Annotated in this window: 16 protein-coding genes; 8 read left to right on the forward strand and 8 right to left on the reverse strand. The window is 62.4% G+C overall.

What is annotated here, in order from left to right:
* Positions 1-4 precede the first annotated feature (4 nt).
* Genes HX786_RS08320 through HX786_RS08335 form a run of 4 tightly spaced genes read left to right on the forward strand, consistent with a single transcriptional unit; the run spans position 5 to position 4,752 of the window.
* Positions 5-505, forward strand: coding sequence for a spore coat U domain-containing protein (locus HX786_RS08320; RefSeq protein WP_008431486.1), 501 nt, complete (start codon positions 5-7; stop codon positions 503-505).
* A gap of 26 nt (positions 506-531) precedes the next feature.
* The gene (locus HX786_RS08325) at positions 532-1,317 is read left to right on the forward strand and encodes a molecular chaperone (RefSeq protein WP_003212447.1); all 786 of its coding nucleotides are present in this window, start codon (positions 532-534) and stop codon (positions 1,315-1,317) included.
* 41 nt (positions 1,318-1,358) lie between these two features.
* Positions 1,359-3,752: a fimbria/pilus outer membrane usher protein gene (locus HX786_RS08330; RefSeq protein WP_178911930.1), complete on the forward strand. Its 2,394-nt coding sequence runs from the start codon at positions 1,359-1,361 to the stop codon at positions 3,750-3,752.
* Between the two features lie 37 nt (positions 3,753-3,789).
* Positions 3,790-4,752 carry a spore coat U domain-containing protein gene (locus tag HX786_RS08335; protein ID WP_008431490.1) on the forward strand — a complete coding sequence of 321 codons (963 nt, stop codon included), beginning with the start codon at positions 3,790-3,792 and terminating at the stop codon, positions 4,750-4,752.
* Here the strand turns inward: HX786_RS08335 and HX786_RS08340 are convergent.
* A complete protein-coding gene (locus HX786_RS08340) occupies positions 4,749-5,501 on the reverse strand; it encodes an anti-sigma factor (protein ID WP_177021352.1) in 753 nt (250 codons plus the stop codon). The two genes, HX786_RS08335 and HX786_RS08340, sit on opposite strands and share 4 nt — an antisense overlap.
* Positions 5,498-6,004 (reverse strand): RNA polymerase sigma factor, encoded by a 507-nt coding sequence (locus tag HX786_RS08345; RefSeq protein WP_178911931.1) that lies wholly within the window; start codon positions 6,002-6,004, stop codon positions 5,498-5,500. Before HX786_RS08345 ends, HX786_RS08340 begins: the two co-directional genes overlap by 4 nt.
* A 171-nt stretch (positions 6,005-6,175) precedes the next feature.
* Between HX786_RS08345 and HX786_RS08350 the strand changes: the two genes are divergently transcribed.
* On the forward strand, positions 6,176-7,258 hold the full coding sequence (locus tag HX786_RS08350; protein WP_008431493.1) for a catalase family peroxidase: 1,083 nt from the start codon (positions 6,176-6,178) through the stop codon (positions 7,256-7,258).
* Positions 7,255-7,794, forward strand: a complete 540-nt coding sequence (locus HX786_RS08355; protein WP_003212459.1) for a cytochrome b — start codon at positions 7,255-7,257, stop codon at positions 7,792-7,794. The genes HX786_RS08350 and HX786_RS08355 overlap by 4 nt, the downstream gene beginning before the upstream one ends.
* Positions 7,795-7,849: 55 nt before the next feature.
* Here the strand turns inward: HX786_RS08355 and HX786_RS08360 are convergent, their stop codons facing one another.
* Together HX786_RS08360 and HX786_RS08365 are read right to left on the reverse strand one after the other, a co-directional pair.
* Positions 7,850-9,001, reverse strand: coding sequence for a M14-type cytosolic carboxypeptidase (locus HX786_RS08360; RefSeq protein ID WP_008431496.1), 1,152 nt, complete (start codon positions 8,999-9,001; stop codon positions 7,850-7,852).
* Positions 9,002-9,468: 467 nt separating this feature from the next.
* The gene (locus HX786_RS08365; RefSeq protein ID WP_102369523.1) at positions 9,469-9,831 is read right to left on the reverse strand and encodes a DUF6124 family protein; all 363 of its coding nucleotides are present in this window, start codon (positions 9,829-9,831) and stop codon (positions 9,469-9,471) included.
* Positions 9,832-9,960: 129 nt separating this feature from the next.
* Between HX786_RS08365 and HX786_RS08370 the strand changes: the two genes are divergently transcribed.
* A complete protein-coding gene (locus tag HX786_RS08370; protein ID WP_177021354.1) occupies positions 9,961-10,608 on the forward strand; it encodes a LexA family transcriptional regulator in 648 nt (215 codons plus the stop codon).
* Here the strand turns inward: HX786_RS08370 and HX786_RS08375 are convergent.
* From HX786_RS08375 to HX786_RS08390, 4 genes are read right to left on the reverse strand one after another with little or no spacing between them, the layout of a single operon-like run.
* Positions 10,605-12,542 carry an acetyl/propionyl/methylcrotonyl-CoA carboxylase subunit alpha gene (locus tag HX786_RS08375; protein WP_177067991.1) on the reverse strand — a complete coding sequence of 646 codons (1,938 nt, stop codon included), beginning with the start codon at positions 12,540-12,542 and terminating at the stop codon, positions 10,605-10,607. The genes HX786_RS08370 and HX786_RS08375 overlap by 4 nt on opposite strands.
* On the reverse strand, positions 12,539-13,345 hold the full coding sequence (locus tag HX786_RS08380; protein WP_177069077.1) for a gamma-carboxygeranoyl-CoA hydratase: 807 nt from the start codon (positions 13,343-13,345) through the stop codon (positions 12,539-12,541). The genes HX786_RS08375 and HX786_RS08380 overlap by 4 nt, the downstream gene beginning before the upstream one ends.
* Positions 13,346-13,360: 15 nt before the next feature.
* Positions 13,361-14,968, reverse strand: a complete 1,608-nt coding sequence (locus HX786_RS08385) for a carboxyl transferase domain-containing protein (RefSeq protein ID WP_177069076.1) — start codon at positions 14,966-14,968, stop codon at positions 13,361-13,363.
* A gap of 14 nt (positions 14,969-14,982) precedes the next feature.
* Positions 14,983-16,146: an isovaleryl-CoA dehydrogenase gene (locus HX786_RS08390; RefSeq protein ID WP_003212472.1), complete on the reverse strand. Its 1,164-nt coding sequence runs from the start codon at positions 16,144-16,146 to the stop codon at positions 14,983-14,985.
* A 145-nt stretch (positions 16,147-16,291) separates the two neighbouring features.
* On the opposite strand from HX786_RS08390, the gene HX786_RS08395 reads away from it, so the two are divergent.
* The gene (locus HX786_RS08395; protein WP_178911932.1) at positions 16,292-17,923 is read left to right on the forward strand and encodes an AMP-binding protein; all 1,632 of its coding nucleotides are present in this window, start codon (positions 16,292-16,294) and stop codon (positions 17,921-17,923) included.
* The last annotated feature ends 135 nt before the right edge of the window (positions 17,924-18,058 follow it).

The following is an 18,058-nucleotide window of genomic DNA, read 5'->3' on the forward strand; positions in this document are numbered from 1 at the left end:
TGCCATGAAGCGGGCCTGCTGGGCGACGCTGGCGGTCATCACGGGTTGGGGGATGCCGTTGTCGTTGCTGGCGGTGACCAGCCAGACGATCCAGGTCAGCGCGACGATTGCCGCAGGCTGCCTGGTGGTGGGCGGCGGCACGAACTACGGCAGCCTGGCGTTCGGCAGCTATTCGTCGTTGTCCACCAGCACGGTGTCGGTGGCGCTGAGCAGCGGGGTAACGCTGCAATGCACTCCGGGAGTCACCTTGAACATGAGCGTCAACGGCGGCTTGTACAACGCCAGTGGCCGGCACATGCAACTCAATAGCGGCAGTGCCCAAGTGGCGTACCAGCTGTTTCAGGACGCGGCCCTGAGCCAGAGCCTGGGGATCAGTCAAAGCGTCAGCGTGGCCTACAGCAACGCGAACAATATAACCCTGCCGATTTACGGCCGGGTGGTGTTACCGGGTAATCAGCCTGGGGGGACGTACAGCGACGTGCTGCAGGTGCAGCTGTCCTGGTAAGGCGATTGGCATGAGGAGTGGAATCTATGTTTGCAGCTTCCCGGCGGTATTGGGTTGCGGGTTTTATCGGTCTGGTGGCGTTGGGCGCCGGGCAGGTCCAGGCTGCCAGTTCGGTGCTGATCTGGCCCATTGACCCGGTGCTGGAGGCCGATCAACAGGCCAGCGCCTTGTGGTTGGAGAACCGCGGTACAGAGACTGCCAACCTGCAGATCCGGGTATTTGCCTGGAGCCAGGGCGGGTTTGACGAGCAGTACCAGAACCAGCGCGACGTGATCGGCAGCCCGCCGGTGGCGAAGATCGAACCGGGGCAGAAGCAATTGGTGCGCCTGACCCGGACCCGGGAAGTGCCGCCGGGCCAGGAGTTGGCCTATCGGATCATCATCGACGAAATCCCCGCCGCCACCCCTGAAACCCCCGCAGCCGATGGCAAGACGGCCGCAGCCATCCGCTTTCAGATGCGTTATTCGGTGCCGTTGTTCGCCTACGGCGCAGGCCTGTGGAGCAAGGAAGACGCGACGCGCCAGCGCGACCCCAAGGGCGCGGGCAAGCCTGACCTGAGCTGGAAAAAAGTCACCGTCGGCGGGCGCAACTATGTGGAGATGCGCAACCAGGGCGCGGTGCACGCGCGGCTCACCGATGTGGCGTTCAAACAGGGCGGGCAGACCCGGCCGCTGGTAGACGGCCTGCTCGGCTATGTACTGCCGGGCGCAACCATGCGCTGGCCGGTGCCACAAGGTGTCGCGGGCGATCAGCCGCTGCAGGTGCGAGTCAATGGCGCAGCGCAACTGGAGAACCTTGCGCCGGGACGGTAACGCAATGGAATAGGGCATGGAGCAGCCCTTGGTCTTAACGGATGGAGATGTCCATTGATGGACACAATGCCTTGGTGAGCCATGGTTGGGCTCGTAGTCGATGGCGATCGGTGTGGGTGGTGGGCGGCCTGGCGGGCCTGGTGCTTGCGCCGCTTGGCGTGGCCGCGCCGTTGCCGCCGCCGCCCAGCAACATGGAGGCTGTTGCCGATGCACAGTTGTTCCTCGAACTGGTGGTCAACCAGATGGACACTGGCCGGGTGGTGGCCGTGGATCAGCGCACCGGCGGCCTGTTTGTGCCGGCGGCCACCTTGCGGGACGTGGGCATGAAGCTGCCGGCCGAGATCACCACCGAGGTCGCGCTGGACCACCTGCCGGGCCTGCACACCGATTACGACAGCCAGGGCCAGCGCCTGGTGCTGACGGTACCGCCGGCGTGGTTGCCGGCGCAGTTCATCGGCAGCCGCAACAACTACCCGCGCGCCCAGGCACTCACCAGTTTTGGTGCGTTGCTCAACTATGACGCTTACCTGAACGACACCGATGACGCCGGCACATACCTGGGCATTTTCAACGAAGTGCGGCTGTTCGATACCTGGGGCACCTTGTCCAATACCGGCCAATACCGCACCACCTTTGGCGGCCAGGCCAGCGGCAGCACTTTGAACAATGGCTACCGGCGCTATGACACCACCTGGCGCTTTTCCGACGATGAGCGCCTGCTGACCTACGAGGCGGGCGACGTGATCAGCAGCGCATTGCCGTGGAGCAGTTCGGTACGCCTGGGCGGGGTGCAAGTGTCGCGGGATTTCGGCGTACGCCCGGACCTGGTGACTTACCCCTTGCCACAATTTGCCGGGGAGGCGGCGGTGCCGTCGTCGGTGGACCTGTTCATCAATGGCTACAAATCCAGCAGCGCAGATCTGCAGCCGGGCCCGTACACCTTGACCAACGTGCCGTTTATCAACGGCGCCGGCGAAGCGGTGGTGGTCACCACCGATGCCCTGGGCCGGCAGGTGTCGACCACCGTGCCGTTCTACGTCACCAGTACGTTGTTGCAAAAAGGCCTGTCGGATTTTTCCGTGGCGGCCGGTAATTTGCGCCGCGACTACACCATTCGGGATTTTGGCTACGGGCCGGGTGTGGCCAGCGGCACGTTTCGTTACGGGGTGTCGGACTACTTCACCCTGGAAAGCCATGCCGAAGCCTCAGGCGACCTGACCCTGGGCGGGCTCGGCGGCAACGTGCGGCTGGGCAACTTCGGGGTGCTCAATACCGCCCTCAGCCAAAGCCAGTTTGATGGCGAGACCGGCCAGCAACTGAGCTTCGGTTATCAATACAGCAACCAGCGCTACAGCCTGTCATACCAGCGAGTAGAACGCCGCGACCAGTACGCCGACCTGACCCTGGTCGACACGCCTTATGCGAGCCTCAGCAAGCGCAGCGAGCAGGTGACCCTGAGCCTGAACCTCAACGATTTCGGCAGCATCGGTGCCGGCTATTTCGATGTACAGGCGGCCGATGACTCCCGCACCCGGCTGATGAACCTCACCTGGAGCAAACAGCTGTGGCGCAACACCAGTTTCTATCTGTCGGCCAACCGTGAGGTCGGTGACAGCAACTGGGCCATGCAGGCGCAACTGGTGATCCCGTTCGACGTCTACGGGAGCCTGGCTTTGAGCAACGAGCGCAGCCAGGCCGGCGAAAGTCGCCAGCGGGTCAACTACAGCCGGGCGGTGCCGTCCGAGGGCGGCGTGGGCTACAACCTGGGGTATGCCAGTGGCGACGGCCCGGCCTATCGCCAGGCCGACCTGACCTGGCGCATGCAGTCGGTGCAATTGCAGGCGGGCGTGTACGGCAGCAGTGACGCCGAGACCCGTTGGGCGGATGCCAGTGGCTCGCTGGTGTGGATGGACAATCAGGTGTTCACGGCCAACCAGGTCAATGACGCGTTTGTGGTGGTGAGCACCGACGGCTATTCCGGTGTGCCGGTGCTCTATGAAAACCAGTTGGTGGGGGAAACCGACCGTAATGGGCACCTGCTGGTGCCGTGGAGCAGCGCTTATTACCGCGGCAAGTATGAAATCGACCCGCTGAACCTGCCGGTCAACGTGCAGACCCCTAATGTCGAGCAGCGCGTGGCGGTGCGGCGCGGCAGCGGCTACCTGCTGGAGTTCCCGGTGCGCCGGGTGATCGCGGCCAGTATCACCCTGGTGGATGCCCGGCATCAGGACCTGCCCCTGGGCAGCCAGGTGCGTCATGAGCAAACCGGGGCGCGCGCGGTGGTGGGGTGGGATGGCCTGGTGTACCTGGAGAACCTGGCGGCCCACAACACCTTGCAAGTCACTGTGGGTGAGGGCCGTACCTGCCAGGCAACGTTCGATCTGGATATCAACGAAGCACAGGTGCCGCTGATCGGGCCACTGGTTTGCCAATGAGATAAGGAGTGTGGGTGTGCGGGGCAAGGAATGCATAGTGGGGCTGCTGGTGCTGGCGGGGCTGGGCTTTTCGACACAGGTGATGGCCGCGTGCTCGGTGCCGGGAACCACCTCGCCGGCCGGCTTTGGCTCGATCAGTTCGATGACGGTGCGCACCGCTCCCCAGACCAGTTCCACCACCAATGCCGGCTTGAATTGTGGGGCCACGCTGATCTCGTTGCTGGCAGCCAATGATCACTTCTATGCAACCATCACGTCGGCCACCAGCGGCATGGTCGGCCCCACTGGGGATATCATCAGCTATACGATCTACGGCAGTAACAGCACCAGTTATCCGATCACCCGTGGAACCCAATTCGATTTCGGTGCCACCGGCATCGCCCAAAGCCTGGGGCTGGTATCCGGGCCGGGCACGAAAACCGTGCCGCTTTATCTGAGTTCCATCATCGGCAGCAATGTGGCGGCCGGCCTTTATACTGAGACACTAAGCATTGCCTGGACCTGGAATTATTGCTCGGTCCTCGGTGTGGGTTCTCTCTGTGTCATACGGGACACCGGCAGTGGCACGGCTTCCCTGACCGTCAGCATGACCGTGGCTAACGACTGCACAATCTCTGCACCCAACATCGCCTTCGGCAGTGCGCCGGTAGTCAGTGGTTTTTCCAGCGTGAACGGGCAGGCCACCATTGCCTGCACCAAGGGCAGCGCCTACACCGTGGGCATCAGCGATGGCCAGAACCCGGTGAGTGTGGGTGGGCAGCGGCGGATGGTTTCTGGCAGCAATTTCCTGAATTACGACATTTTCAAAAGCGCCACCACCACCCGCTGGGGCAGCGTGAGCACCGCCCGGCGCGCCAGCTCAACGGCTGAGGTGAATCCCGGGAATGGCTTGGGTACCGGTAGCCAGGTGTTCAACTACAACGCCGCGATCTATACCAACCAGACAACACCGCCGGCCGGCACCTACGTCGATAACGTGGTGCTGGATGTGGCCTTCTAGAACCGCATCGTCTGCTTGAGCATCTGCGTGGTCGAGGCGTCCTGCGGGCTGACCATCGCATAGTTGTAGCCCGCGCCCGACCAGTATTCGGCCTGCAGCCCGTCGGCACTGCGGCTGCCACGGGGCAGGAATTTGTTTTCCGGGCCTGGCGGACGGATATAGAAACTGATGCGTCGCCCTTGGGGGTCTTCATACAGCACCATGGCCGCCGCGCCTTGTTCGGTACTGAGCAGGCGCCCGCTGACCGCCTTGAACCCGGCCTGGCTCAGGTCCGGCAGGCGGTAGGCCTGGTTGAAATAACGGTCGAGCCAGCCTTGCATGTCGCCACCGCTTTGTACGTGGTAGTCGGCGGGCAGGATGCCGTCCTGGGCAAACAGGCGGTAGGCCTGCATCGCGTCGCTCATGGGCGCCATGCTCTCGAGCAGCGTGGCCTGGCGGGCCTGCCAGCCGCCGAGGCCGCCGACACTGACGGCAATCAACAGCATGGCGGCGGTTGCGAGATGGCGGCGTGACTGGCGCTTGACCCGCTGGCGAATCAGGGCGGGGTCCAACTCGGGGTTGGCGGGTTGTTGCAGTGCGCCGCTCAACGATGCCCGCAGGTGCTGCGCGTCCTGTTGCCAGGCGTGCACCTGGGCGGCGACGTCCGGGTGGGCCGCCAGCCAGGTTTCGAGCTGGCGGCGGTCGGCGTCCAGGAGTTGGTGATCGACGTAGGCATGCAAATCGCGTTCGCTGGGAGGCAGGCTGATCATTTGAGTATCCGCAGGGCAGGGCTGGTGATTTCGCCGTCGCTGAGCTGGCGCAGGGCCTGGCGCGCGCGCGACAGGCGAGACATCACGGTGCCCACGGGCACCTCGAGGATGTCGGCGACTTCTTTGTAGCTCAAGCCTTCCACCGAGACCCACAGCAGCAAAGCGCGCTGTTCGGTGTTCAATTTGTCGAAGGCTTGCAGGGTCGATTGCGCGATGACGGTGCGCTCGACCGACGGCTGCGAATCATCGCGGCCGGTGAAAAATTCCAGCATGCGTGTGTACCGCCGGGAGCGCCGATGGGCGTCGAGGAACTGCCGGTAGAGGATCGAGAACAGCCAGGCGCGCAAGTCGCCTTCGAGGCGTTTGTCGGCCCAACTGATGAGCGCGCGCTCAAGGCTCGCCTGCACCAGGTCGTCGGCGCTGCTGGTGTTACGCGTCAGGGACACGGCAAAACGCCGCAACCTGGGGATGAGTTCACGTAACTGTTCGTCGAGTTCGTGCATGGGATTCTGGCTAGTCACTACGCTGGGACTAGGAAGACGTCCGGCGTTGAAGGTTATTCCAGGCCAATAAAAATAAACAGCAGGCCAGGGAATAGAGTGCGCTGGCGTTCGTCCCAAGTGTTCCGACCTTATGTTTCACCCACTCAAGGCCTTGGGCCCTGGAGTTATTTCATGGTAGATCACTCATCACCGCCCCGTCCGCCGCTGAGCACCGCAAGCCTGATAATTCGGTTGGCCAGCATCGGCGTGGTGGTTGCCGTCGTGGCCGGGGCGTTTGCCTACGTTAACGGTAGCCTCGACCCACAGCGGTTGCGCCCCAAAACCCTGGTCAATGCCTTGGAAACCAACAACGGCTTGCACCCTGGCTACCGGCGTAACCATGCCAAGGGCGTGTGCGTGGCCGGTTATTTCGAGAGCAGCCCCGAGGCGCGCCAGTACTCCAGTGCCCAGGTATTCAGCGAGGCGCGTACCCCGGTTATCGGGCGTTTTGCGCTGCCCAGCGGCAACCCGTATGCGCCGGACAGCAGCGTGCCGATCCGCAGTTTTGCCTTGCAGTTCAACTTGGCCAACGGCCAGCAATGGCGCACCGGGATGAACAGCATGCCGGTGTTCCCGGTGGGCACGCCCGAGGCCTTCTTCGAGATGCTCAAGGCCGGCGCACCTGACCCGGCCACCGGCAAGCCGAACCCGGCAGGCATGCCGGCGTTCTTCGCGGCGCACCCCGAGACCGCGCCGTTCCTGGCCTGGGTCAAGACCGCCAAGCCGTCTGCCAGCTATGCCACTGAAACCTATAACGGCATCAACGCGTTTTACCTGGTAAACGCCAGCGGCCAACGCCAGGCCGTGCGCTGGGGCGTCGTACCGCAAAGCCAGGATGCTGCGGGGGCCACGGCGCCCGCCGGCAGCGACTTCCTCGAAAAAGACCTGGCCCAGCGCCTGGTGGCCGGGCCGTTGCGCTGGCAGTTGAACCTCACCCTGGCCAACCCGGGCGACCCGGTGGATGACGCCAGCAAGACCTGGACCGGTGAGCACAAGGTGCTGAATGCCGGGACCCTGGTGCTGGAAAGCAGCCAGCCGCAAATGGACGGTGATTGCCGTGACATCAACTTTGATCCACTGGTGCTGCCGAGCGGTATCGAAGCCTCGAATGACCCATTGCTGGCCGCCCGTTCGGCGGCGTACGCCAGTTCCTACCTGCGTCGCACCAGCGAAGTCAGCCAGCTGCACAGCGCCCCTCAGGAGTCGAAGCCATGAATGCCCAACCCCGGTTTTTCGCCCCGCTGGCGCGGCTGCTGCATTGGCTGATGGCGTTGATGATCATCGCCATGCTGTTTATCGGCGCGGGCATGGTGGCCTCGGTTTCCGAACGCCATGAGTGGCTGATCCACCTGCACAAGCCGCTGGGCATTGCGATCCTGGCGCTGGTGATCGTGCGCCTGGTGGTGCGTTTTTCCACGCGCCAGCCGCCGCTGCCTGCCGACTTGCCGCTGTGGCAAGTGCTGGCGGCCAAGGCCTCCCACGTGGTGCTGTATGCGTTGATGCTGGTGTTGCCGCTGCTGGGCTGGGCGATGATTTCAGCGGCCGGCGACCCGGTGATGCTCAGCAGTTCGGTACAGTTGCCGGCGCTGGTGGGGGCGAATGCGCCGTTGTTTGCCGTGTTGCGCAAGGCTCACGGTTACCTGGCGTATTTGCTGTTTCTGACGGTGTTGTTGCACCTGGCGGCGGCGCTGTTCCACGGTTTGATCCGGCGTGATGGTGTGTTGCAAAGCATGACCGGCAGCAAGGACTGAAGCCTTCCCCGGCGACGGTTGCTGTGATGCAGCCGTCGCCGGGATCGTGGATGTATTAGCGCAATACGCCGACGATATCCGCCACGCTGCTCAACACGTCCTTGCCCAACTGCATCGAGCGTTTGCCCGACCAGCCAGTGTGCGGGTTGGGCGCGTCGTCGTTGTCCTTGAAGGGCATTTCCAGGGTCAGGGACAGGCAATCGAACTTCTCGCCGACGCTGTTGCACGCCAGGGTCATATTGGCTTCGCCCGGCAGGTCGCGGGTGTAGCCATGCGCGGTCTGAAAATCCCGGGTGAGGTTGCTCAGGTGGCTGCGGAAGTGTTTTTCCAACTGCTCGATACGTGGCGTGTAGCCCGGGTTGCCTTCACAACCGGCGGTGAACACATAGGGGATTTCCTCGTCGCCGTGGATATCCAGGAACAGGTCAACGCCGTACTTTTCCATTTGTTGCTGGACGAACAGTACTTCGGGGCTGATCTCCTGGCTCGCACTCTGCCAGGCGCGGTTGAGGTCCTGGCCCATGGCGTTGGTGCGCAGATGCCCATGGAACGCGCCATCGGGGTTCATGTTCGGTACCAGGTACAGGTCGGCGGCGGCCAGGAGCTTTTTCAGCTCGGCGTCACCGTCCTGTTGCAGGCGCTCGATGATGCCTTCCATAAACCATTCGGCCATGTGCTCGCCGGGATGCTGCTGGGCGATGATCCAGACCTTGCGCTTGTTGGCCTCGCCCTTGCCACGGCGCAGCAGTTGGATATCACGGCCTTCGACACTTTTGCCGGTGGCCAGCAATTGCGTGCCGGCGCGGTTCAGCGCCTGGTCGATCAGCCAGTCGTGGCGTTCGCGGCTGTAGGGTTCGAAGTAAGCGAACCAGGCCTGTTTTTCACGGGTTTCGAGGGTGATGTGCAGCGTTTCGCCATCAAAGCGGGTGGGCACCCGGAACCAGTTGATATGGTCGTAGGACGCCACGGCGTTGTAGCCGCTCCAGGCGTGCTTGTAAGACGAGTGGCCGGCATTGCTCAGGCGGAAGGTGTGGGTGTGACCCACGTGCATGCCTTCGGCCTTGAAGTGGAACCACTGGAAGTGCTGGCTGCGCGTATCGGGCTTTATCGCCAGCAGCAACTGGTGAGCATCACTGGCGTCGAGCACCTGGATATTGCCACTGTCGAAGTCGGTGCTGATCTTGATGGAGGTCAAGGCCACGGTCATAGTCTGGTTGCCTGAATATGAGTGTTGTGGCGGGCATTTTACACCGGAGCGGGGCAAAGCCTGGATGCAATTTTTGCGGGTGAAGAGGGGGGCGTCGTCCATGACGCCGCCGCAGCTTAGAATCTATGAGATTGATTCTCAAGTGCTATTTTTGAAAGAACCGGCCTAGAGCGCTCGATCGACTTTCTTTTGGCGATGGTCTTTTGCTACCATGCGCGCCATCAAGCAACACACAGTCTTCATTAGCCTGAAGTCACGCCAGGGAAAAACTGGCAAAAAAAAGACCCGGCCAAAGAGCCGGGTCAAAAACCGTGATTAGCCTGATGAGGAGATATTCCAAGAGTCCGACCTAAGGTCTCTTGGTCTATCGACTGATCTCGCGATCAGCTAGGTCCAATAATAATCATTATCATTTGCAAGTCAAATGTTTTTATCCCTCGGATAGAAATATTTTTCCCGCGTGCCTGTTACAGACTGGCCGGCTGTTCGGCACCCCTCGCCGAAAGCCGCAGTGACCGCTCCACCATCACCTTCGCCATATCAATCAAATAGACCACTGAAAACGCCAGGTCCCGGCTATTGCCGTGGGCGCTGTTTGCCGATTCGTACGCAGTGGCCGCGGCGCTGCGCAGCAGGTCGGAGGCGTGGACCAGGGCCTCCTCGTCGCTGATGCCGGGCTTGACCTCGAACAACGTATCGTCAACGGAGGGCGGTGCGGCATCCTCTTTCAGGTAATAGTCCAGCGCGCGTTGGGCGGCGCCACTGCTGCGCAGGAACAGCCGCTCGTCTTCATCGCAGGTGTCGGGCAGGGTATACGGGGTGGTCGTCATAAGGGCAGTGCTCTGTGTGGGTGTCGAAAGCCTGCAATCGATATTAGTACTAATCGTATTTATGGCGTTTTATTGATTACTACAAACTGTTTATTGTCGTGGTGAGTACACAACGTATTGTCAGGGCCCATGGATAAATGGATAGCGTTGGTCAAGGCCAACATGAAAGACCGCAAGGTCACGCAGGACCAACTGGCGTCGCGCCTGGGCATGTCTCAGGGCGGGGTCGGCCACTGGCTGAACAAGCGTCGGGTGCCGAGCCTTGCCGATATGAACCGGGTGATGCAGGAGCTGGGCCTGGATGGGCTCGAGGTCGCGCTGGTGGTTCGCGAAAAAGCGCTCGCGGCGGTTGCCGAGGAACTGCAGCCGGCGCCGCACTACAACCCGAATTACCGTTACCCGGTGAGCGAAGGGAAGGGAGGCTACCCATTGCAGGAAGAACCTCGGCCGTACGGCGTTACTCGTTTTCAGATGAGCGACTATCAGGCCCGTGGCAAGGCGTTCTGGATGCGCGTGACTGGCGACGCCATGACCGCCCCCAGCGGCTTGAGTATCAATGAAGGCACGATGATTCTGGTGGACCCGGCCATCCAGCCCGAGCCCGGCAAACTGGTGGTGGCCCAATGGGCATTTGATTCCCAGGCGATCTTGCGCAAATGGGTCAGGCAGAGCGGCCAGCTTTACCTGGTGCCGCTCAACCCTACATACCCGAAGATGCTGTTCAGTGAAGAGTGCCGGATCATCGGCGTGGTGGCGCAGGCGGTCACGAGGTTTTAACTCGCGGCTTCCAGCTCCACCAGTGCGCTGCCTTCACCGACCATTTCGCCTTCCTGGCAGTACAGCGCCTTGACCACGCCGGCATGGGGCGCGCGAATGCTGTGTTCCATCTTCATGGCCTCCAGCACCACCAACTGCGTACCGGGTTCAACGGTTTGCCCGACTTCCACCAGCACTCGCACGATGCTGCCGTTCATCGGTGCGGTCAGGCCGCCCTGATGGGACTGGCTGGCGTCGACGGCGGCAATCGGGTCGAACAGGCTGACACTGTGAACCTCGCCGTCCCAGCGCAAAAACACACTGCCGCCCTCGCGTACCGCCAGATGGGAGCGGCGCACGCCGTGCTGGTCGATCAGCAATTGTTCGCCGTGCAACTGGGGCGGGTTGACGCCGGCTTGCAGCATTACCAGGCGATCCTGGCCGTTGCAGCTCAGGTGCAGGGAAACCTCGCCCGGCAAGCCTGCGCGAAAACCTCGGGTGTCGGCCCAGGGCGAACGGGTGTCAGTGCTCGGTTGGGTCTGCATGAACGCCTGGCCGGCGGCCTGCCAGAATGCCTCACTCAATTCGCCAGGCGCCGGCAGCAGCTCATCCTGATAACGCGGGATAAACCCGGTATCGAGCTCGGCAGCGGCAAACGCCGGATGGCCGATAATGCGCCGCAAGAAGCCCAGGTTGGTCTTCAGTCCACCCACGGCAAATTCATCGAGCATGCCCAGCAGCCGCAGGCGCGCCTGTTCGCGGTCCTCGCCCCAGGCAATCAACTTGCCCAGCATCGGGTCGTAGAACGGTGACACGTTGTCGCCTTGTTCGACGCCGCTGTCTACCCGGCGCCCGGGCCCTGGCGTGGATTCGCGGTACAGCGCCAGGTGCCCGGTGGCCGGCAGAAAATCGTTGGCCGGGTCCTCGGCGTACAGGCGCACTTCAATCGCATGCCCCAGCAGCGGCACTTGCTCCTGAGTCATCGGCAGCGGCTCGCCCTGGGCCACGCGAATCTGCCAGGCCACCAGGTCCAGGCCGGTGATGGCCTCGGTCACCGGGTGTTCCACCTGCAGCCGGGTGTTCATCTCCATGAAGAAAAACTCGCCCCGGGCGTCCAGCAGAAACTCCACGGTGCCCGCGCCCACGTAGCCGATGGCCTGGGCCGCACGCACGGCCGCTTCGCCCATGGCCTTGCGCTGCTCGGCACTCAGGCCCGGCGCCGGGGCTTCTTCGACGACTTTTTGATGGCGGCGCTGGATCGAGCAATCGCGCTCATTGAGGTACAGGCAGTGACCGTGCTGGTCGGCGAACACCTGGATCTCCACGTGACGCGGCTTGAGCAAATACTTTTCCACCAGCATCTGCGCATTGCCAAAGGAGGACAGTGCTTCACGCTGTGCCGAGGCCAACGCTTCGGCCAGTTGGCTGACGTCCTCGACCACCTTCATGCCCTTGCCGCCACCGCCTGCCGTTGCCTTGAGCAGCACCGGGTAACCGATACGCTCGGCTGCCTGGCGGAAGGTCTCCAGATCCTGGGCGTCGCCGTGGTAACCCGGCACCAACGGCACGCCGGCGGTTTCCATCAACGCCTTGGCGGCCGATTTGCTGCCCATGGCATCAATGGCCGAGGCGGGCGGGCCGAGGAAGATCAACCCGGCGGCTTCAATGGCGCGGGCAAATCCTGCGTTCTCCGAAAGAAACCCATAACCCGGGTGAATCGCCTGGGCGCCGCTGGCCTGGGCCGCGGCGATCAGTTTGTCGATTTGCAGGTAACTGTCGGCGGCCTTGCTGCCGCCCAGGTCCACACGAATATCAGCCTCGCGGGCGTGCCGCGCGTCACGGTCGGTGGCGCTGTGCACGGCCACGGTGGTCAGGCCCATGGCCTTGGCGGTACGCATCACCCGGCAGGCGATTTCGCCACGGTTGGCTACCAATACGGTAGTAAGCGTCTTCATGAACGCGGCTCCTGAGGCTGCCAGTTGGGCGCGCGTTTTTGCAGAAAGGCACGCAGGCCTTCCTGGCCTTCGGTGCTGACGCGGATCCGGGCGATGGAGTTTTCGCAGTAGCGACGCAACGCTGGCGTCAGGGCACCGTGGCCGACTTCCCGTAGCAGGTCCTTGCTGGCGCGCATGGCCGCCGGGCTGTTGAGCAGCAGATTGGTAATCCACAATTGGACGTGTACGTCCAACTCATCAGCGGGATAACTCTCCGCCAACAACCCGATTTCCCGCGCCCGCTGGCCGCCGAAGCGCTCTGCCGTGAGGGCATAGCGTCGGGCAGCCCGCTCACCGATAGCCTGCACCACGAACGGGCTGATCACCGCCGGCGCCAGGCCAATGCGCACTTCCGACAGGCAGAACTGCGCATCGTCGGCGCCAATCGCCATGTCGCAGCAACTGATCAATCCCAGGGCACCGCCGTAGGCCGCGCCCTGGACTACCGCCAGCGTCGGGATCTTCAGCTTGGCGAGGTTGTACATCAGCTCCGCCAGTTCTCGGGCATCGTCCAGGTTGGTGTGGTAATCCAGTTCGGCCGACTGCTGCATCCAGGCCAGGTCGGCGCCGGCGCTGAAGTGTTTGCCGCGCCCGCGCAGTACCAGAAAGCGCAGGGCCGGATCGCCTTGCACCCGATCCAGGGCAATGATCAGTTCGCGGATCATTTCGGCATTGAACGCGTTGTTCTTGGCTTCACGACTGAGCCACAGCGTGGCAAAGCCACGGGGGTCGGTGATCAGTTCGAGGGTGTTGAAATCGCTCATGGGGTGCAGCTCCATTTACATGCGGAACACGCCGAAGCGGCTCGGCTCGATGGGGGCGTTCAGCGCGGCGGACAGGGCCAGGGCGAGCACGTCGCGGGTCTGCAACGGGTCGATGACGCCGTCATCCCACAGCCGTGCGCTGGAGTAGTAGGGGTGGCCCTGGGTTTCGTACTGGTCGAGGATCGGCTGCTTGATCGCCGCTTCCTCATCGCTGCTGAAACCCTGGCCCGCGCGCTCGGCCTGCTCACGCTTGACCTGCACCAGCACGCCGGCGGCCTGTTCGGCGCCCATCACGCCGATGCGTGCGTTGGGCCACATCCACAAGAAGCGCGGGTCGTAGGCGCGTCCACACATGCCGTAGTTACCGGCGCCGAAGCTGCCGCCGATGATCACGGTGAACTTCGGCACCTTGGCACAGGCTACCGCTGTCACCAGTTTGGCGCCGTGCTTGGCGATGCCGCCGGCTTCGTATTTCTGGCCGACCATGAAGCCGGTGATGTTTTGCAGGAACAACAGCGGAATCCCGCGCTGGCAGGCCAGTTCGATAAAGTGCGCGCCTTTTTGCGCGGCCTCGGCGAAGAGGATGCCGTTGTTGGCCAGGATTGCAATCGGATAGCCGTGCAGGTGCGCAAAGCCGCACACCAGTGTGGTGCCAAACAACGCCTTGAATTCATCGAACACCGAGCCGTCCACCAATCGCGCGATCACCTCGCGTACATCGAACGGTTGCTTGGCGTCGGCCGGAATCACGCCGTACAGCTCTTCGCTGCTATAAAGCGGCGCCAGCGGCGTGCGTTGTTGCAATTGCCCCAGCTTGCGCCAGTTGAGGTTGGCCACACTGCGCCGAGCCAGGGCCAGCGCATGTTCGTCGCTGTCGGCATAGTGGTCGGCCACCCCGGAAATCTTGCAGTGCACATCGGCACCGCCCAGGTCTTCGGCGCTGACCACTTCTCCGGTCGCCGCCTTCACCAGCGGCGGGCCGGCGAGGAAGATGGTGGCTTGCTGGCGGACCATGATTGCTTCGTCCGCCATCGCCGGCACATAGGCACCACCGGCAGTGCAGGAGCCCATCACCACTGCGATCTGCGGGATGCCCTGGGCGCTCATGTTCGCCTGGTTGAAGAAGATTCGTCCGAAGTGCTCGCGGTCCGGGAATACTTCATCCTGACGCGGCAGGTTGGCGCCGCCGGAGTCCACCAGGTAGATGCACGGCAGGCGGTTCTGCTCGGCGATGGTCTGGGCGCGCAGGTGTTTCTTGACGGTCAGCGGGTAGTACGAGCCGCCTTTCACCGTGGCGTCGTTGGCGACGATCATGCATTCGACGCCTTCCACCCGGCCAATCCCGGCAATCACCCCGGCAGCGGGCACGTCTTCGCCGTACACCTGATAAGCCGCCAGCTGGCTGAGTTCAAGGAACGGCGAGCCAGGGTCGAGCAAGCGATTGATCCGCTCGCGGGGCAACAGCTTGCCCCGCGACGTATGCCGCTCCTGGGCCTTGGCGCCGCCGCCTTGCTGCACCTGGGCGAGCAGGGTATGCAGGGCGTCGGCCTGTTGGAGCATCGCCGCGCTGTTGGCGGCGAATTCCGCCGAGCGCGGGTTGAGCTGGGTGTGCAGGGTAGCCATGGTGCGCGCTCCGTTCAGCGGGTTTCGTTAAACAGTTCGCGACCGATCAACATGCGCCGGATCTCACTGGTGCCGGCACCGATTTCATACAGCTTGGCGTCACGCAATAGACGACCAGCCGGGAATTCATTGATATAGCCATTGCCGCCGAGAATCTGGATCGCGTCGAGGGCCATCTGGGTAGCGCGTTCGGCGCTGTAGAGGATCACGCCGGCGGCGTCCTTGCGCGTGGTTTCGCCGCGCTCGCAGGCCTGGGCCACGGCGTACAGGTAGGCGCGGCTGGCGTTGAGCTGGGTGTACATGTCGGCGACCTTGCCCTGGATCAGCTGGAACTCGCCGATGCTCTGGCCGAACTGCTTGCGGTCATGGATGTAGGGCACGATCAGGTCCATGCAGGCCTGCATGATCCCGGTCGGGCCGCCGGACAGCACAACGCGTTCGTAATCGAGGCCGCTCATCAGCACTTTCACGCCGCCATTGAGTGCGCCGAGGATGTTTTCTTCCGGCACTTCGACGTCATCGAAAAACAACTCGCAGGTGTTGGAGCCGCGCATGCCGAGCTTGTCGAACTTGTTGCTGCGGCTGAAGCCCTTCGAGTCGCGCTCGACGATAAACGCGGTGATGCCGTGGGCACCCTTTTCCAGGTCGGTCTTGGCGTAGATCACGTAGGTATTGGCATCAGGGCCGTTGGTGATCCAGGTCTTGCTGCCGTTGAGCACATACACACTGCCGCGTTTATCGGCGCGCAGCTTCATGGAGACCACATCGGAGCCGGCGTTCGGCTCGCTCATGGCGAGTGCGCCGATGTGTTCGCCGCTGATCAGCTTGGGCAGGTATTTGAGTTTTTGCTCATGGGTGCCGTTGCGGTTGATCTGGTTGACGCAGAGGTTGGAGTGCGCGCCGTAGGACAACGCCACCGAAGCCGAACCCCGGCTGATTTCTTCCATGGCCACCACGTGGGCCAGGTAGCCCAGGCCGGCGCCGCCGTATTCTTCCGGCACGGTGATGCCCAGCAGGCCCATATCGCCGAACTTGCGCCACATATCGGCGGGGAACAGGTTGTCGATATCGATCTGCGCAGCGCGCGGCGCCAGTTCCTTGGCCACGAAGGACTGCACCTGGTCGCGCAGCATGTCGATGGTTTCACCGAGGGCGAAGTTCAGGGAGGGGTAACTCATGGACGGGCACCTTCTAGCGTTGTTTTTGTATGGCCAATACGCCGGGGAGGGCGATCACCTTTACGTTAACGTAAACTTGCGTTGCGGGCCTGTCAATCGTAGTTTACGTTTACGTCAACCTACAAAAAAGACAACAGGGGTCGTTATGGATCAATCGAATCAGAGCTACAGCCGCGGCTGTCAGGATAAGGCCTTGCTGGCCATGACTATCGGCCAGGCCTTTGATCAAACGGTTTCGCGCTACTCCGACGGCGAAGCCTTGGTCGTGGGCCATCAACAGCGTCGCTACACCTGGCGGCAACTGGCAGAGACGGTTGACTTGCATGCACGTGCGTTCCTGGCCTTGGGGATGCAGGCCGGCGACCGCTTGGGCATCTGGGCCCCCAACTGCGCCGAGTGGTGCATCAGCCAGGTCGCCAGCGCCAAAATCGGCGTGATTCTGGTCAATATCAACCCGGCGTATCGCAGCAGTGAATTGGAGTACGTACTCAAGCAATCCGGTTGCCAGTGGTTGGTGTGCGCCGGGTCGTTCAAGACCTCCGATTACCACGGCATGTTGCAGGAGCTTCAACCTGACCTGCGCGGCATCATCAGCCTTGATCCCAGCCCGCCCCCGGGGTTTACGCCCTGGTCGCAATTGGCGGCCCTCGGGGCAGGCGTCCCGCCCGAGCAATTGCAGATCCGCCAGGCCGGCCTGCACTTCGATCAACCCGTCAATATCCAGTACACCTCCGGCACCACCGGCTTCCCCAAGGGCGCCACCCTCAGTCACCACAACATCCTCAATAACGGCTACATGGTTGGCGAAAGCCTGGGCCTGACGGCGCAAGATCGCCTGGTGATCCCGGTGCCGCTGTATCACTGCTTTGGCATGGTGATGGGTAACCTGGGCTGCATCACCCATGGCACCACGATGATCTACCCGAGTGACGGTTTCGACCCATTGCTGACCCTGGCTGCCGTCGCCGAAGAACAGGCCACCGGGCTATACGGGGTGCCTACCATGTTTATCGCCATGCTTGATCACCCGCGCCGCGCCGAGTTCGACCTGTCGCGCCTGCGCACCGGGATCATGGCGGGCGCCACTTGTCCGATCGAGGTGATGCGCCGGGTTATCGGCGAGATGCACATGAGTGAGGTGCAGATTGCCTATGGCATGACGGAAACCAGCCCGGTGTCGTTGCAGACCGGGCCGGATGATGACCTTGAGCGGCGTGTTACGACGGTTGGCCGGACCCAGCCACAGCTGGAAAGCAAGATTATCGATGACGCCGGTAACACGGTTGCTCGGGGCCAGGTAGGGGAGCTGTGTACCCGGGGCTACAGCGTGATGCTCGGTTACTGGAATAATCCTGACAGCACTCGTGAGGCTATCGACGAGGCGGGCTGGATGCACACCGGCGACCTGGCGACCATGGATGAACATGGGTATGTGTGCATCGCCGGGCGTAACAAGGACATGATCATTCGTGGTGGCGAGAACGTTTACCCGCGCGAGTTGGAGGAGTTTTTCTTTACTCATCCGGCGGTGGCGGATGTGCAGGTGATCGGGATTCCGGATGAGCGCTATGGTGAGGCGATTGTGGCGTGGATCAAGTTTCATCCGGGGCATTTGGCTAATGAGCTTGAGCTGCAGACGTGGTGCAAGGGGCGGATTGCGCACTTCAAGATGCCCAAGCATTTCAAATTTGTGGATGAGTTTCCGATGACGGTGACGGGGAAGATCCAGAAGTTTCGGATGCGGGAAATTATGATTGAAGAGTTGAAGGGGGGGTGAGGGGTGTTTATCCGTTATTTAGGTAACGGCGGCTTATGGTTTCGCTCTTACAGCGAGTCACTTTGCAAAAGCGGCAAAGTAACCAAAGCGCTCTGCCCCGCCTGTCGGCACCTCGCCTAGGCTCGGCGTTCCCTC

Source organism: Pseudomonas sp. 21615526, from assembly GCF_013386245.1.
Classification (GTDB): Bacteria; Pseudomonadota; Gammaproteobacteria; order Pseudomonadales; family Pseudomonadaceae; genus Aquipseudomonas.